General features: G+C 51.6%; 11 protein-coding genes. 3 read left to right on the top strand and 8 right to left on the bottom strand.

Annotation, left to right across the window (positions count from 1 at the left end; all coding sequences use genetic code 11):
- Positions 1 to 24 precede the first annotated feature (24 nt).
- The gene (locus tag AC0YNV_RS19705) at positions 25 to 1,686 is read left to right on the top strand and encodes a response regulator (RefSeq protein WP_475769552.1); all 1,662 of its coding nucleotides are present in this window, start codon (positions 25 to 27) and stop codon (positions 1,684 to 1,686) included.
- A gap of 24 nt (positions 1,687 to 1,710) precedes the next feature.
- On the opposite strand, the gene AC0YNV_RS19700 is transcribed toward AC0YNV_RS19705, so the two are convergent.
- The gene (locus tag AC0YNV_RS19700; RefSeq protein ID WP_475769551.1) at positions 1,711 to 2,847 is read right to left on the bottom strand and encodes a GIY-YIG nuclease family protein; all 1,137 of its coding nucleotides are present in this window, start codon (positions 2,845 to 2,847) and stop codon (positions 1,711 to 1,713) included.
- A 178-nt stretch (positions 2,848 to 3,025) separates the two neighbouring features.
- Between AC0YNV_RS19700 and AC0YNV_RS19695 the strand changes: the two genes are divergently transcribed.
- Positions 3,026 to 4,000 (top strand): helix-turn-helix transcriptional regulator, encoded by a 975-nt coding sequence (locus AC0YNV_RS19695; RefSeq protein ID WP_475769550.1) that lies wholly within the window; start codon positions 3,026 to 3,028, stop codon positions 3,998 to 4,000.
- A gap of 101 nt (positions 4,001 to 4,101) precedes the next feature.
- Complete coding sequence (locus tag AC0YNV_RS19690) at positions 4,102 to 4,617, top strand: nucleotidyltransferase family protein (RefSeq protein WP_475769549.1); 516 nt, start codon at positions 4,102 to 4,104, stop codon at positions 4,615 to 4,617.
- A 30-nt stretch (positions 4,618 to 4,647) separates the two neighbouring features.
- On the opposite strand, the gene AC0YNV_RS19685 is transcribed toward AC0YNV_RS19690, so the two are convergent.
- The 7 genes from AC0YNV_RS19685 to AC0YNV_RS19655 all read right to left on the bottom strand — a co-directional run bounded on the left by AC0YNV_RS19685 (position 4,648) and on the right by AC0YNV_RS19655 (position 14,084).
- Positions 4,648 to 6,135 (bottom strand): copper amine oxidase N-terminal domain-containing protein, encoded by a 1,488-nt coding sequence (locus tag AC0YNV_RS19685; protein WP_475769548.1) that lies wholly within the window; start codon positions 6,133 to 6,135, stop codon positions 4,648 to 4,650.
- A 54-nt stretch (positions 6,136 to 6,189) separates the two neighbouring features.
- A complete protein-coding gene (locus AC0YNV_RS19680; RefSeq protein ID WP_475769547.1) occupies positions 6,190 to 7,587 on the bottom strand; it encodes an MBOAT family O-acyltransferase in 1,398 nt (465 codons plus the stop codon).
- A 320-nt stretch (positions 7,588 to 7,907) separates the two neighbouring features.
- Entirely contained in the window at positions 7,908 to 8,084 is a 177-nt protein-coding gene (locus tag AC0YNV_RS19675; protein WP_475769546.1) for an S-layer homology domain-containing protein, read from the bottom strand.
- Positions 8,085 to 8,113: 29 nt separating this feature from the next.
- Complete coding sequence (locus AC0YNV_RS19670) at positions 8,114 to 10,450, bottom strand: helix-turn-helix domain-containing protein (protein ID WP_475769545.1); 2,337 nt, start codon at positions 10,448 to 10,450, stop codon at positions 8,114 to 8,116.
- 153 nt (positions 10,451 to 10,603) lie between these two features.
- Complete coding sequence (locus AC0YNV_RS19665; protein ID WP_475769544.1) at positions 10,604 to 11,485, bottom strand: carbohydrate ABC transporter permease; 882 nt, start codon at positions 11,483 to 11,485, stop codon at positions 10,604 to 10,606.
- Positions 11,486 to 11,504: 19 nt separating this feature from the next.
- Positions 11,505 to 12,455 carry an ABC transporter permease gene (locus tag AC0YNV_RS19660; protein WP_475769543.1) on the bottom strand — a complete coding sequence of 317 codons (951 nt, stop codon included), beginning with the start codon at positions 12,453 to 12,455 and terminating at the stop codon, positions 11,505 to 11,507.
- Between the two features lie 93 nt (positions 12,456 to 12,548).
- The gene (locus AC0YNV_RS19655) at positions 12,549 to 14,084 is read right to left on the bottom strand and encodes an extracellular solute-binding protein (RefSeq protein ID WP_475769542.1); all 1,536 of its coding nucleotides are present in this window, start codon (positions 14,082 to 14,084) and stop codon (positions 12,549 to 12,551) included.
- Positions 14,085 to 14,097: the final 13 nt, after the last annotated feature.

Below are 14,097 nucleotides of genomic sequence, written 5' to 3'. Positions count from 1 at the left end.
GTATGGGCAGGTGAACTCTATCGCATGATTGCTTATGAAGGACCGATTAATATTTTGCTTGTGGATGATCATCCCGACAATCTGCTGGCGCTTGAAGCCGTTCTCGGGAATGACCGCTATAATCTTGTCAAATGCTTGTCGGGCGAGGAAGCGCTGCGCTGCCTGCTCAAGGATGAGTTTGCCGTTATTCTGCTGGATGTGCAGATGCCGGAGATGGACGGTTTTGAAACCGCCAAGCTGATCAAATCGCGTAAAAAAACGCAAGAGGTGCCCATCATCTTCATCTCCGCCACCAGCAAGGAGAGCGAGCATTTCTTCAGCGGCTACGAAGCCGGCGCGATCGATTATATGCTGAAGCCGTTCGTGCCCCAAATTTTGCGGACGAAGATCGAGGGCTTTGTCCGCATGTATCTCAATCATAAGACCCTGCAGCTGCAGAGCGAGCTGCTGCATGAGAAGACCCGGCAGCTGGAGCAAATGAACCGGGAGCTCATCGAGGCCAAGGAGACGGCGGAAATCGCCGCCAAGGCCAAGACGAACTTTCTGGCCATGGTCAGCCATGAGATCCGCACGCCCATGAACGGCGTGCTTGGCATGACCGGGCTGCTGCTGGACACGGAGCTTGATGCCGAGCAGCGGGAATACGCCGAAATTATTCACCGCAGCGGCGATGCGCTGCTGCTGATTATCAATGATATTCTGGACTATGCCAAGATTGAATCAGGCAAACTGGAGCTGGAGGAAGCCCCTTTCCGCCTGGACCTGATCATCGCCGAAACCTTCGAGCTGTTTACGGCCAAGTCCAAGCAGTTCAATCTGGAGCTGGCCGCAAGCATCGATCCCAATCTGCCTTCCCAGGTGGTCGGCGACGGCTCCAAGCTGCGTCAGATCCTGATTAACCTGGTAGGAAACGCCGTCAAGTTTACGCCCCAAGGGTCCATCCTCATTACAGTCAAGCTGCTTCGCGAACGGGAGCGATCGATCGATATCGAATTTTCCGTTCAAGACACCGGCGTGGGCATCCCCGAGAATAAACAGCCCCTGCTGTTCCAGCCCTTCTCTCAGGTAGATACCTCGCTGACCAGGCAGTACAGCGGGACGGGATTGGGACTTGCCATATGCAAGAATCTGGTGGAGCTCATGGGCGGCTCGATCCGTGTGGAATCTGTCGTGGATGTCGGTTCTGTCTTCCGCTTCACGGTTACATTGAGGCTCGAGGCCGACCGTCACTCGGAGCTTGCGCATCCTTTCTCCTCCGGGAACGAGACCGCGGCAGCCCGGGAAAGTCTGGAGCCTGCCAGCGTACTGGTCGCGGATGATAACGAGATCAATCAGAAGCTGACGTTGAGGCTGCTGGATAAAATGGGAATTGACGCCGACGTGGTCAGCAACGGCCGGGAGGCCGTTAGCCGGGCAGCGCAGAAGCGGTACGATTTGATCCTGATGGATCTGCGCATGCCCGTCATGGACGGTCTGGAGGCAACGGAGCTGCTGCTGGCCGATTCCGGAGAGGATCATTTTCCAGTGGTCATCGCCATGACAGCCAATGGCCAAAGCAGCGACAGGGAACGCTGTCTGAATGCGGGAATGGCCGATTTTCTGACCAAGCCTATTCAAGCTGGCGCTGTCCGGGAAATCCTCAAACGATACGGATTTGACACGCAAACCAAACAGTCGGCCCCATGAAGGGACCGGCTTCTTTGCGTGCCGTCATTCCTGCATTGGACCGCTGCCTGCAGCCGCCTCTTCCATCCCTATCCGGTATTCATAGTTCTGCTCGCAAAGCTTCAGCAAATCGTACTTCAGTCCCCTCTTGGGGAGCGTAATGCGAAGCGGGCTGTTTCCCCCTGACCGCAGCTGGGTCTGAACTGTCTTCAGATCACTGATCCGGTTCACAATCAGCTCATGCGGGCGCTCCTCCCGGTAATGCCGCAGCAGAAACAAATCGCAAGCCTGATCCCCGAAGCCCTGCTTGAGATCCAGCATGCGGAAATCCCGCAGCATCCCCTCCTGCACCTTGGCGATCAGTACGCGGCTCCTCCCGAAGTAGATGACATCCTGATCGGCCGCTCCTTCCCTGTCGACAATCTGCTTCTCGGGCAGCTTCTCCAGAATACGGATATGCCGGAGCATATTATCCGCCTTCTCGAACGCAAGCGCTTCGGCATACTGCTCCATTCTCCCGTACATCGCCGCAATCAGCTTCTCTCCTCCGCTTTCCAGCAGCTCTGCCGCCTGATCTGCGCTTTGCCGGTAATCCTCTTCTGTGATAAAACCTTCGCAGACGCCGCTGCACCTGTGAATATGAAACAGCAGGCAGGCACGCCTGGGCATTGGATCACAGGTACGCAGCTTGAAGTGATCCGTCACGAATTCAAGCACCGCATTGCGAAAACGGCTGCTGTAATAAGGGCCGAACCGGCGGCTGCCCGCTTCCTTATCTGGTACAGACTGCGGATTGGCGGCCGCGCGGACCGATTTCGGGCGCCTGTCGCGGTAGAAGACATCCAGCCGGGGCAGTCTTTCCTCCGTCAGCTGCAGATAGGCATATCCGCTGTTGTCCTTCTTTAAAGCGCGGTTATAGGGCGGCTTATGAATTTTGATCAGATTATTCTCGAGTATGAGGCTTTCGGATTCATTATTGACCAGAATGACCTCGATCGCAGCGATGCTTCCGACAAGCTGAACCAGCCGTTTATGGGAAGGCTTTCCCTGAAAATACGACCGTAGCCGGCTCCGCAGGCTTTTGGATTTGCCGACATAGAGAATATTCCCATCGCTGTCCTTCATCAGATAGCAGCCTGGACGCTCCGGGTAATCATGCGCCTGAAAGTTAAAAGAATTCAATCCTACCCTCCTCACAAACAAAGCGGTAGTATATAGATAGAGAGGAACGCCCGTTCGCCGTTTATTTTAACCTGTTTCACTGTAATTTTCCAGAGGGGGCTGCAATCTGCTCCTTAATCGGGCAAAGCCGCATGTGCTACAATTGCAGGGAAGAATGAATAAAGGAGTACAAACACGCATGTCCAAATCCGATAATTTGCTGGCCGTCCTATGGCTATTAACCTCGCGCAAAAGAATGACCGCCGCCCAGCTGGCGGAGGAGCTTGAATGCAGCGTCCGCACCGTCTACCGCTACATAGACGCCCTATGCGCAACTGGCGTGCCCGTTGTAGCCGAGCCCGGACATGAAGGCGGCTACAGCCTGCTCAAACCCTTCATGGATGCTCCTCTGTTCTTCGATGAGGATGAGCGCAAATCCATGGTTCATGCCGCCCTGTTCGCCGAGCACGCGGGGTATCCCCATAAGGAGGCGCTTGAGCGCGCGCTATCGAAGATCAAATTGTACACCAATAAAGATCAGCTGGATGCGCTTGAGCGCCATACAAGGGGCTTTGATGTGCTTCCTGCGTTTGGCGGCCCGCCCGCCGCAGATGAGCCGCTTCTTCGCGAGCTGGAGGTCGCCGTCGCGCAGAGCACGACCGTCCTGATTGATTACCGGAAGGAGAACGGAAGCTCGACCCCGGGTCGCCCGATTGACCCTTATGGCCTTGTCCACTGGACCGGCAAATGGTATATCGTCGCCCACTGCCGGCTCCGCGGCGATATCCGCAGCTTCCGCGTTGACCGCATTCTCGTTATGAAGGTCACGGAGGAGATTTTCGAGCGTCCCCATCCGTTCTCGGCGGGCGATTATTTTGCCAGACAGCTGATGCCGCGTGTCCCTGTGGACAATCTGACGCCGGTTCGGGTGGAAGGAACGCCCGATGCCATCAGACAATTATGCGGCAATGGGAATATGCAGGTCTTCCTCGCGGAGCAAACGCCAGACCAGGCTATGTTTAAAATGGATCTTGAGGCGGCCTTGATTTATTTGCCCGGCATTCTGTTCTCCTATGGAACATCCATCAAAGTATTGGAGCCGCCCGCATTGAAGGAGAAGCTGGCTGCCCGCGCTGCCGAGCTTGCCCATTATTATCAAAGCCAGCTTTCCTGACAGAGGCTGTTCATGTCCGGATGATCTGGAACAAGGAGTGAGCGTCTATTTCTACCTTAAAAGAAGAAGATATCCTTCGTCTGGTTCGGGAGGATGATTGGATGACGGGCATTCTGAGAACGGTTCAGACGCTGAACCTGCCGGACTGGTGGGTATGCGCCGGGTTTGTCCGGGCCAAGATCTGGGACATCCGGCATGGCTACGGGGAGAGAACGGCTTTGCCGGATGTCGATGTGATTTATTTTGATCCCGGCGATGACAGCGAGGGAAGGGAAAAAGAACTGGAGGGCCTATTAACAGGACTCCATTCCGGAGTCCCCTGGTCCGTCAAAAACCAGGTCCGGATGCACCATATCAACCATAATCCCCCGTATACTTCGGCTCGGGATGCCATGTCCAAATTCCCGGAGACCGCCACCGCCCTGGGCCTCACCCTGTCAGATGAGAACGGGCTTGTGCTTTATGCCCCTTGGGGGGTTGAAGATGCCGTGAACGGTGTGATCAGGCCTACCCCATATTTCCGGGAGGATCCGGATAGACTGCGCATATACAGAAACCGTCTCCTAAAGAAGAACTGGAAGCAGCACTGGGAGCGGTTAACCATCCTTGATCGCTAGACTCCCTCTATCCAATTAAGCGTATTCGAGTCACTTTTTCTCATCAAGCTCTATGGCGATGGTCCAGCTGCTCGGCTGATTAATCTGATCCGTCCAGCCAAGATGACGGGCTATGGAGCGGATGGGCACCATCGCTGTGCCGTTGATGATTTGCGGTGCGGCTGTCAAAGTTGCATCCGCTCCATCGGCAGTCGCTTTTACGGATCCGACAGCGGCCTCCAGCCTGTGCTTCTGCCTGGATAGCACCATCGACTTCGTTGTCTGATCCCAGGCTATCGCAGCGCCTAGAGCAGCCGCGGCTTCCTTGGCCGGTATGAGCATATCCCCCGTTTCACCGCCGGACCAGCTCCGTTGGTCGAATGCCGCCTGCTTGCCTCCAATCTTCACCTCGATGTTGCGGACAAGACCATTGCCAAGCAGCACAGCCTCATTGCTATCCGCTTCAAGCTGACGGTTCAGCTTCTCCACATTGTCCGCCGTAACCAGATAGCGGGCGTCATTGCTTCCTATCGATTGAGCGATCAGAGAGTTAATCTGCGGGCTGTGATGCGAGAGATCCTTGTACTGATCCAGATCGTAGGTCCAATGCCTTTCTGATTGAAAATCATACAGCTTCACGTTCGGGAGCTTGCTGAACTGCTCAAAAATCCATTTTCTCATCAGCAGCTGATTCTGGAACCGCCCGGGATTCAGGTTCAGCCAGGCAACCTGACGCAGCACGCTGTACGGAGGGTAGAAGAAATAAAAATCCACGTCCGGATTGTCTGCAACCAGAGACAGCACATGGGTATTAAAGCTTTGCTTGATCTCCTCTACGCTGTCCTCGCCCAAACCAAAATAAACCTCTTCCGACTGCGCATCCTTATAGGCCTGGACAACCAGCTGCCGGTCGAACTCTGCCCGACGTCCCCAATTGTTCTGATATTCCAAATCATCGGAGGCTGTTCCCTTCAAGTTTGCCTTCATGCTGGTGATAAATTGCTGGTATGCGGAATAGCTGAACCAGTACGGGTAATCATTCCACAGATGATTATCGTACATATAACCGGGGAACAGGCTTGCCGACTCTTCCGTATTCTGCTTGAGCGAGAAATAATCGAGTCCCCAGAGCACTTTTTGGACCTGGCCGGTCTGCAAGGCCAGACTCGCCATCTTATGATGCTCATCTGCCGTTGAGCCTTCAAGCGAGAGCTTGAGCGCCTTGCCCTTGAGCTCCCGGCCCACTTCGGAGGGCAGGAAGTTCTCCGTCATCGAGGTTCCGATGATAATCGTATCGTAGGTGTAATTTTTAGCCAGCCCCGGATTCTGGTAACGCTCCTCATGGTACAGCACCGGTGTGTACCCAATCGCCTGATGATAAAACTGCAGGGGATCGATCAAGACAGTCAGCGCGGACAATAAAGCCGCTCCCAGCACCGCGAAGACGGCAAACGCCGCAAGCATCCGTTTTGATTTCATACGGGCTGAATATCCGCCTGACCGCCCCGGAACCCGGCCTGCCGTTGTTTTCACCGCCACATTGCCATCCTTCTTTCGTTAGAAATACAAATACCCATATGTCCGCGGTAGTCCTTAAAAGTTAAAGTATAAGAATTCGCTGACATGGTTCATATACACCATAGAAATAATGAAACCGATTGCCAGCCATAACGCGGTTTTCCAATTGGGGCGAAAAGACTGCATCCGCTCGGATGAATTGGGAGCAAACAGCACAATCGGCATGGCAATCAGGATGAGCACAAGGGGTACAAACGAGCTTTGCCATATGGTGATGCCGGTCCCGTAGAGGCCGGTCATGCCTTTCAGAATACGCACGGCCTGCTGCCAGTTCTCCGCCCGGAAGAACACCCAGGTTATCGTGATAAAAACAAATGTCACTGTCCATGCCAGCCACTTGGGCAGGGAACGTCCGGATTTCGACCAGAGGCGATGCACGGCTTGTCCCGCACCATGGAGAAACCCCCAGGCGATGAAGGTCCATCCCGCGCCATGCCATAAGCCGCCGAGCAGGAAGGTGATCATCACGTTGCGGATGGTCATGTACTCTCCACTGCGGCTGCCCCCCAGCGGAATATAGATATAATCACGCAGGAAACGGCTCAGCGTCATATGCCATCTTCGCCAGAAATCCTGAATGCTGAGCGCCTTGTAGGGAGAGTTGAAGTTTTGCGGCAGCTTGATATTGAATAATAGAGCAGCTCCGATCGCCATATCCGTATATCCGCTGAAATCGAAATACAGCTGGAGCGTATAAGAAAGTGCGGCGACCCAGGATTGGAGAAAACGATCGGCGTGCTCGAAGCCGTTGTTGGCATAGATGGCAAACGTATCGGCAATGACCACTTTCTTGAATAGACCGATGCAGAAGATGTACACGCCCCTGGAGGCATTGGGCCAGCTCCACAGCTTGCTGCGGAGACGGTCAAATTGAGGCATCATCTCGCTGTGATGCAGAATGGGACCGGCAATCAGATGGGGATAAAAGGTGACGAACAGCATATAGCTGAGGATATTATATTCTTTTGCTTTTCTCCGGTAGGCATCGACAAGATACGCAATTTGCGTAAAGGTAAAAAAGCTGATGCCCAGCGGCAAAATAATCGCAAGCGGCGCAATCCCATGTCCTGTAAGAGCATTCATGTTGGCGAGGAAGAAATCCGCATATTTGTAATAGCCGAGCAGCAGCAAATCAGCGGCTATTCCCCCGATAAGGACCGTCCGGCGGGACAGCCGTAATTTGTGTCTGACGGAGGAGGTTTCAGAAAGCAGCCTGCCTATCGCATAGTTGAATCCAATCGAAGCGAGAATAAGGGGAATGTATTTGATGTTCCACCAGCCGTAGAAAAACAGGGAGGAAGCGGTCAGCCAGAGCTTGGCGGAAGTAATCATCCGGAAGCGGTTCAGCGTAAAATAAACGAGGAGGGTCAGAGGCAAAAACAAATAAATAAAAAAATAGGTATTAAAAAGCATGCTGATTTTAACCCCCGGACGAAAAATAAGCTTCAAATAAATGGATGCAGGCGTTCATTGCATATAATATTCAACTTTTATCTATATATATTACATTCCATTTATTGTCAAGGATATCATTCCCATTAGGTCTGTCGGTAACTTGTACGGAGAAGGTCGGTACGGTAATCTTATTGTCACCCGACAGCACCTTTCTTTTGCGCAATATGTGAAACAAAACAGCTGCCCAATTACGGACAGCCGTTTTAGTTTTTTAAATTTAATTATCCTTCTGCATGAACTATGAACAGCACTCCACATATGTGGAAATGGCTTTACTCTCACAGTTGCGCCAGCATTCTCAGCAGAACCGTTAGAGCTTCAGCTCTTATCGTCAGCCCATTAGGATCAAATCCGTTCGTGCCTTTACCTTCTATAAGACCAAGATTCTTTATTACTGCTGCACCCTTCGCCCATGACGGGATGTCCTTAGGCTTTATTCTATATGACGTCTTCACCTATCAAATCATCAATTCCTATCAACCACTTAAGAGCCGCTGCCGCTAACTTTGACGAGTCTGTATTGATTCGGAGTCATATGGACGTATTTTTGGAAAATGCGGATCAAGCTCCGCTCCGAATAACCGATCTGCCCGGCAATTTCCAGTGTGCTCAGGCTCGTGCTGACCAGCAGCTCCTGGGCGTGCTTCAGCTTGCGGTCCAGCATGTAGTCCAGAAAATTCATACCGGTTTCTTTCTTGAACAATTTACTGAGATGGGACGGACTGATGCCGGCCAGGCCGGCACATTGCGACAGCGAAATATCTTCGTGCACATGTTCATTAATAAACTGGCAAACCTTTTTGACTGGCAGATTGTCGCTGCCGTTCTGCTCCAGAACCCGTTTGTACAAGGGAAATATGGCTTGAATGACCCAATCGTAAACCTCGGAGGGCGTTTTTCTTTGCTGGAAGCTTTCGGAAAGACGATGCTCGAATATTTGAGTGTAACCCAGCTTCGCAAGCGATTTGATCATGGATGCCAGGAGCACAGAATAACATTGGGAAACAATCTGATGCGACCCCGACGATAAAATCGCTTTAATATATTCACTCAGAGCACTCTCCGCTTCCGGAAAACGGCGGTTTTCCAAATGCCCGATCAGCGCCTCCTCAATCGTAGCCGGATAATAAAACGATTCCCGCTTCCTGTCGTTTTCCAGCTCTTCAATATACAGAATCGCGCTGTGGTTCGAATGAATCCGGTAATTAAGAGCTTCCATTGCTTCGTGGTAGGACGTGTATACATCGTCGATATGCTGGTAAAGTCTGCCCATGCCGACGCAAATCTTCAATTTCAAAAAGTGCTGGAACGCTTGAATCAGTTCCTCCGCAAACCTCTTAACCTCCTCGATCATGGCGGACTCGGACAGCTCGGAACGGCACGATATCAGCCCGATTCCCCGGCCGTTGCGGTCGGTTGCCGCTTCCCCGATCAGTTGCTCCTGCTTAAACAGCAATTCGTTCAATACATTTTTAATAATAAACGAAACGATAGACCCATCCCTGTGGCTGAACCGCGTTTCCTTGTACAAATCTTCCACTTCAATAACCAGCACGGCAAAATAATGCTCTTCCTTGATCAAGGAGGCTACCCCCGACCGCACATCGGTCAAATTCCAATTGAAAGAGCCTTGCTCCAGCAATTGCAGCAGAAAGCTCTCTTTGACGGCCGGCTCCCATTTTTGCACATATCGGTTGATTTTTTGCGACTCCTCATTCAAGTAAATCCAGCATTGCTGAAAAAACGAAATATCGCCAGCGAATTGAGGTTCCGGGCCTGAACCCTGCCTGCCAAGCTTCTTGCCCAGGTCGACCAGCTGCTTGATCGGATTGTAAACCTTCAGGCTCGTAATAATCGTCAATAGAAAGCCGATATTGATGAACAGCAGAATCGTGGATACGATCACCCAGCGAATCCAGCTCACATGCTTCGCAATATCGGCATCCGATGATTTGGATATATAGATTCGTCCCAGCTCGCTTTTTCGATAGGAATAAAAATAACGATTGCCGTCGTCGTCGTTGACATAAAATCGGCCTTCATTCAGCTTGGAATCAATAATCGACTGGATGGACGGATCGTCCTGAAACGTTCTCTTGCTGAAATATTCGCCTACTTTGGCCAAAGCCTGCCCGGACGCGTCCAGCACCAGCATGGATAGCTTGGCATTATAGACGGCGGGACCTTCCAAATAGGTTTGAATCATCTTATTGTCTATTTTGACGATCAGCAGTCCCTTAGCTTGCGTTGTGCCCGCAGGGGAAAGAAAGCGGATACAGGACAAAAAAACATCGTTTCCCTCCAGCGGCATGCTCGTGCACCGGTCTTTTTGCTCCATCTGCATCATCTGGTCAAGCACATTTTCATAGACGGACATATTTTTCAGTACAAAGCCCTGCCGATAATTGAGAATATCCTCGGAGGCGTCATTGTATACAATAATATCGTCAATAAAATCGTTGGTCGTTTTGGCTACTTGAAGCAATTTTAAAATATCCAGGTGAACCAGTATCTTCTCCTTCGAGTCGCCGTCCAAAAAAGAATTGCGAATCAAGGGATCGGTAGCAAGCTGCAAGGAAGAAAGCTCGATGCCTTGGAAAATCCGTTCCAGCCTTTTCTGGGACAGAACCAGCGAAGACTCGGACACATTCTCCAATTCGTTAATCGCCGAGCTCCGGGAAAACTGGTAATACACTCCGCCGATCAGAATAACCGGAATACAGACGGAAATACAGCCGAACCATACAAGTTGGTATAAATAATGCTTCTTGAATTGACTGAAGGTTATGAGACGCAGTATTTGACGAAAACGTTTAATCATTTGTTTATCGCCCCCTTACCGGCAAAGCAATTCGGAGAATCGTCATTCTCCTTCAGTTGCTCCGCCAGCCGTTCGACCGCCGCCCGCATATTCTCTTCTCTTTTTAGAGTTCGAGACCGTTTTCTTTTCTCCTGTTTTCCGGGAAGCTCCGGATTAACCTTTTATCGAGCCGAGCATGACCCCTTTGGCAAAATGCTTTTGCAAAAACGGATAGACGACCAAGATTGGAAGCATGGCCAGCACGACGGAGGCGAGCCGCACCGTTTCCTGGGGAAGCACCTGGTCGCCGCTGAAAGCGGACATGCTGCCCGTCATATTGGAAGAGGCGTCCAGTACCATCGTCTTGACCAGCACCTGTAAGGTCCACTTGCTTGTATCCGTCAAATACAAGACTGCCGTAAAATATTCGTTCCAGTGGGAGATCGCAAAAAACAACGTGAATGCGGCAAGAGCCGGCTTCGACAGCGGCAATATTATGCGGAAAAAGACGCCCAAATCGGTACATCCATCGATTTTCGCAGATTCTCTTAATTCGCCGGGAATGGAATCCAGGAAGCTCTTGACGACAATCAGGCTCCAGGCATTTGTGGCAACCGGCCAAAGCAGCGCCCAGAAGGAGTTTAGCAGCCCCAAATCCTTGATCAGCAGGTAGTTCGGAATGATGCCGGGACTAAACACTAGAGTAAACACGATCACGGCCATGATCACTTTCCTGAACGGCATTTGCTTTTCCGTTATGCCGTATGCCATCGTGAAGGTAACGACAATATTGATCACAGTGCCGACCAAGGTGATAAACACCGTATTTTTGAGAGCGGATATAAAGCTCTGCGTCGACAATATGTACGTGTACGCCTCCAGCGACCATTGCTTCGGCCATATGCGGTAACTGAACGGCACATACACATCCTTATCCGTGAATGAGACCAGCACAATGTATAGAACAGGAAACAAGCACGCAATTGAAATGACCGCCAAGAGAATATAGTTGGTATAATCGAACACCGTCAGCCGCTTACGATGGACAATGCTCATGCATTAAGCCTCCCTTCTGTTAATAGATTCCCTCGTGTCCCAGCTTCTTCACGATATAATTAGAGGCGACCACCAGCAGCAGTCCCACCACGCTTTTGAACATACCGACGGCAACCCCGAGGCTCATTTGTCCGCTCAGAATGCCCTGTTTATACGCATAGGTGTCAAACACTTCGCCTACGGACAGCACCAGCGGATTCAGCATCAGAAGAATTTGCTCGAAGCTGACGTCCACAATGCTGCCCAGCCTGAGGATGAGCAGAATAACGATCGTCGGACGGATGGCGGGCAGCGTAATATGCCAGATTTGTCTCATTCTCCCCGCGCCATCGATAACGGCGGCTTCGTACCACGACGGATTGACGCCGGCGATTGCCGCCAAAAATATGATCGTTCCCCAGCCGGCGTCCTTCCATATGTTTTGGAGGGTCAGCAGCCCCCAGAAATAGTGGGGCTCGTTCAAGAAGGCGACCGCATCGCGACCCATGCCGCGGATCGCCTTATTGATGATCCCCACATCGGTCGAGAACATGAAGTAGGTCAGACTAGAGATGATGACCCAGGATAAAAAATGCGGGATATATAAAATGGATTGATTGATTCTTTTAAATACCTCATGCCGCACCTCGTTCAACATGATGGCCAGCAGGATCGGCAGCGGGAACAGAAACACCAGACTGAAAATATTGATCAACAGCGTATTGCGGAGCAGATCGTAGAACTGCTCGTATTTAAACATCTCGGTAAAATGCTTGAATCCTACCCAGTGGCTTCCTGATATGCCCAGAACGGGGGAGTAATCCTGAAAGGCGATCAGCAGCCCCCATATGGGAACGATTTTGAACAGAACAAAATAGACTAGCCCGGCCGAAACCAGCAAATACATATACCGGTATTTTACGATCACAGCCCATCTCGCGGATCTCTTGCCGCTGGCAGCCGGACCTGTAACGACGCCTGCTTCGTTCATTGCCGCACCCCGTTTCTCAACAAACTATTGTTGTTATAACCGTACCCGGACTGCCGCCGGACAGTCCGGGCCCTTCGCATTGTTTCCGGACGATTACCCGAACAACGATTTATAGCTTTCCGCGAACTCCTTATAGGCTTGGGTAAATTCGCTTTTTGCTTTCAACTCTTCAATGTGGGCTTTATACTGCTCCATCGTGATTTTGCCGATAATGGCCTCTGTACGAACGGTTGTAAATTCCCCTTCAAATTTGGGCCACTGGGTGACCCAGGACGACGAATTGATGACGCTGAAGGGATCAACCTTGCCCGCCTCGAGCTCGGGCTTTACCATCTCTCGATTTTGCAAATTGACCTCGTGAGGCGCAATAGGGCTGTCCGTTTTGGACCAGGGGTCGAACTTTAACACAAAAGGCTCGATCGTCGTATTGTTAATCTCCTTCTTGCCTTGGTCTGTCATTTGAATGACACCGTTTTCATCGACCGAATGATGAACGCCTTCTTCCCCGTACGTGATATATTTCGTAATCTCGTCGCTGGCGATCGTATTATAGAACTGCAGAATTTGCTCGACCTTATCCTTTGGCACACTCTTCGGGATGTATAGCGCCCCGTAGAAGCCGGGAGAGAGGATGGCTGTATTGCCTTTCGGTCCAGTCAAATAAGGAATAATTTCCACCTTCGCCTCAGGCTGCACCTTCTTGGCCGACTGCTCCAGATCGTATTGGTGCCAGGGGTTTTTCCGGTAGAACGCAGCCAGCCCGGCTCCGAACATATCCGAATACTGCAAGTCCTTCATAATGGCGAACTCCTGGGACATCAACCCGTCCGCATACGCCTTCCGGTACCATTCCACCATACTGGTGTAGGCATCGGTCAATTCTTTGGGATACATCCCCTCGCCGTCCGGCGTATATTGGGGCTCCATACCGCCGAAGGCTGTCCGGTACGATTCGTCGAACATGGTGCCGATCGTATCTTTTTTGCCGTTGTGATCCGGATCGCTGTCCACGATTTTCTTCAATGTGACGAGCAATTCGTCCATCGTTTTCGGCACGGGCAGCCCCAGCTTGTCGAGCCAGTCTTTGCGTATATGCTCCGACCCGGTAATCTGCGGTCTGGTGCGCGGCAGGCCGTATGTTTTGCCATTATAACGGAGCAGCTTCCAGGCGCTTTCCGGCACATTATTTTTCAAATTCGGATATTTGCTGAAATCGCCGAGAAATTCACCAAGGTCCCAGAAGGTGCCTTTGTTGATCGCATCCACAAGCGTGGATAAATTGGTTTCAGTTACCGTCAGCACCTCGGGAATGTTGCCGGAGGCGAGCACCAGATTCACCTTGTTTGTGTAGTCGTTGATCGGAACCCAATCGATGTTCAGATGGACGTTCGTCCGTTTCTCCAGCCCCGTCCAAAAGGCGCTGTTCATATCAGGCGGCTCGGTTTGCAGCGAGGACATGATCGAAATGGTCAGCTTCTTCTGTCCGGCATCCGCTCCCTCCGCAGCCTTCTCGCTGCCGCTCCCTCCATTGCCTCCACCGTTGTTGCCGCCGCATGCGGATAATACGAGCGCTGCCGTTAACATGACAGTCATCATTAACACGAATCTACTGGAAAATGGTTTGTACACCGGCTAACCCTCC

The sequence above is a fragment of the Paenibacillus sp. JT31N11 genome (genome assembly GCF_056269285.1).
The sequence above is the reverse complement of the archived record's forward strand: the minus strand, read 5'-3'. Positions and strand labels throughout refer to the sequence as shown.

Bases quoted from the DNA above. Each gene is read 5' to 3' on its own strand.
- AC0YNV_RS19690 (WP_475769549.1), top strand. From the start codon at position 4,102: ATGACGGGCATTCTGAGAACGGTTCAGACGCTGAACCTGCCGGACTGG.
- AC0YNV_RS19680 (WP_475769547.1), bottom strand. From the start codon at position 7,587: ATGCTTTTTAATACCTATTTTTTTATTTATTTGTTTTTGCCTCTGACC.
- AC0YNV_RS19705 (WP_475769552.1), top strand. From the start codon at position 25: ATGATTGCTTATGAAGGACCGATTAATATTTTGCTTGTGGATGATCAT.
- AC0YNV_RS19695 (WP_475769550.1), top strand. From the start codon at position 3,026: ATGTCCAAATCCGATAATTTGCTGGCCGTCCTATGGCTATTAACCTCG.
- AC0YNV_RS19665 (WP_475769544.1), bottom strand. From the start codon at position 11,485: ATGAGCATTGTCCATCGTAAGCGGCTGACGGTGTTCGATTATACCAAC.
- AC0YNV_RS19670 (WP_475769545.1), bottom strand. From the start codon at position 10,450: ATGATTAAACGTTTTCGTCAAATACTGCGTCTCATAACCTTCAGTCAA.
- AC0YNV_RS19660 (WP_475769543.1), bottom strand. From the start codon at position 12,455: ATGAACGAAGCAGGCGTCGTTACAGGTCCGGCTGCCAGCGGCAAGAGA.